At 60.7% G+C, this 1701-nt stretch carries 3 protein-coding genes; all 3 read right to left on the reverse strand.

From position 1 onward, the window contains the following. Positions 1 to 480: 480 nt before the first annotated feature. Genes HMPREF9710_RS26355 through HMPREF9710_RS26365 form a run of 3 tightly spaced genes read right to left on the reverse strand, consistent with a single transcriptional unit; the run spans position 481 to position 1498 of the window. Positions 481 to 858, reverse strand: coding sequence for an antitoxin VbhA family protein (locus HMPREF9710_RS26355; protein WP_031943690.1), 378 nt, complete (start codon positions 856 to 858; stop codon positions 481 to 483). Further along, positions 855 to 1205: a hypothetical protein gene (locus HMPREF9710_RS26360; protein WP_005671603.1), complete on the reverse strand. Its 351-nt coding sequence runs from the start codon at positions 1203 to 1205 to the stop codon at positions 855 to 857. Before HMPREF9710_RS26360 ends, HMPREF9710_RS26355 begins: the two co-directional genes overlap by 4 nt. A gap of 2 nt (positions 1206 to 1207) precedes the next feature. Continuing rightward, positions 1208 to 1498, reverse strand: a complete 291-nt coding sequence (locus HMPREF9710_RS26365; protein ID WP_005671606.1) for a DUF8583 domain-containing protein — start codon at positions 1496 to 1498, stop codon at positions 1208 to 1210. Positions 1499 to 1701: the final 203 nt, after the last annotated feature.

Consider the following 1701-nt stretch of genomic DNA (forward strand, 5'->3'; position numbering starts at 1 on the left):
GTAATAGTTAACCCTAAAAAAGTAATAGTTAGAGCTTGAAACCCGCATGGATGCTGGCTTTCCGGCCGCCTAAAAGGATTTAAAAGCTACTCACGCCGTTTCACGTCAGTTCGTAATGCATCGGACTGCACCGCTTCGCGGCGCACAAGGAAGGCTCAAAACCGATACTCGCCGGCAGGCGGCCGGACGCTCTGGAGGAGCGCCGGAGATGGGCAGGGGTGGCCCTGACGGGCCATCCTCGCTCCCTCGCCTTCGGCTTCGGTCCTCGGACTCAAATCGCCCCTGCAGTCTGCTCGACGGCCGGTAGGTTTGGCTTTCAGGAAGTGGGCGGCGGCCGTCGCGGGCCGGGGTTGGTTTTCCGGTTTTTTGATTTTCCGGTTTTCAAGGTTAACCGGGCGTGACGGTTTGCGAAGCAAATCGGTGCGCAAGCAAGCGGGGACGCCCGCGCGCTAAGGCGTCCAGTTAGCTATGCGCGAAGCACTACAGACCACGTTGGCGAAAGAAAGCATCAACCAGGGCGGTTATTTCTGGGTCGATGTTTTCTTTTTGGCAATCTGCATCCTGTTCGATCTGATAGGTAAGCCGAATTGGTTCTACTACAGGGTCTCTCTCGGGAAGCAAATGCCTGTCGCGTGGAAGGAGATAGTAGGTGCCGCCGTCATCAGCTGGGCGAGACCTATAGGCGACGGCGGCGGCTGCGTAATCCCGCGCATGGTTCAGCAGATCGTCCAGGCTGGCCGTGCCCTCGATGTAGTCCTGCAGGAGCTGCTGGTGGGCCTCGTCAGGCTCAAGCCCTTCCAGGCGCGAGCTGGCGAGCATTTGGGCGACGTGTCGCTCGCGGTCGGCGCGGCTGGTCATGTTACGTCCCAGAGTTCGACCGTCAGCACATGGCTGGCCGGCAGGGCGGCCAGCTGGTCGCGGTGAATGGTCACGCGGCCGTTGTGCTCTTGGCCGTGCTCGTCCTTCCAGGTCGGCGGGCCGTCGATGATGAGCGGCACCAGGTCGCCGGCGGCGACGGTGAAGCGGTTCGGGTAGCCGTTGAACGAGAGCTGTGTCGCCTTGCCGGCTTTCACCAGGTCGCGCGTCAAGAACCACATGCTGCGCACGCCGGCTTCCCAGGATGCCACCAGGTGCGCCATTTTTTCCTCTGATGCGTCACGCTCTGCCGGCGTGCGCGGGTCCACCACCACCCACCATCCACTCATGTTTAGCCCCCTGTCTGGCCGGCCTGGCTGGCAGGCGGCAAGTCAAACAACGCCCGGTCATCAGCCCTGGTCAGGAACGCATTGAGCTTCCCCATCACGCTTTCTTTCGTGGCGTCGTTCTTCGCCATGTGCTCCAGCATCATGGCCCCGATCAGCACCTTGCGGCGCGTGTCCTCGGTTCGGGTGCGCTTTGCCTCTGCGGCCCGTTTCTGCGCTTCCTGTTTTTGCTTGAGCGCCTTGAGCTGTTTCAGCTTCTCTTCTTGCGCCTTGATCCGTTCGTCCAGTGCTGCCATTCCGTTGCCTTTCGATAAGTCGATGGGCGATTCTACCTTGCCTAAAAATTGCCGTAAAGCAAGCTATAATGGCGGCGCGGACGACCCCAGCGACGAGCGAAAGCGAGAAGCAAGGGCGCACTTAATGCAAACTTCGTTTGCGTGCGCCCTCCGGGGGTAAAGACAACGGCGAAAGGCGCGGCGGCATGGGCTACGGATGGGAT

This window comes from Massilia timonae CCUG 45783 (assembly GCF_000315425.1).
Classification (GTDB): domain Bacteria; phylum Pseudomonadota; class Gammaproteobacteria; order Burkholderiales; family Burkholderiaceae_D; genus Telluria; species Telluria timonae.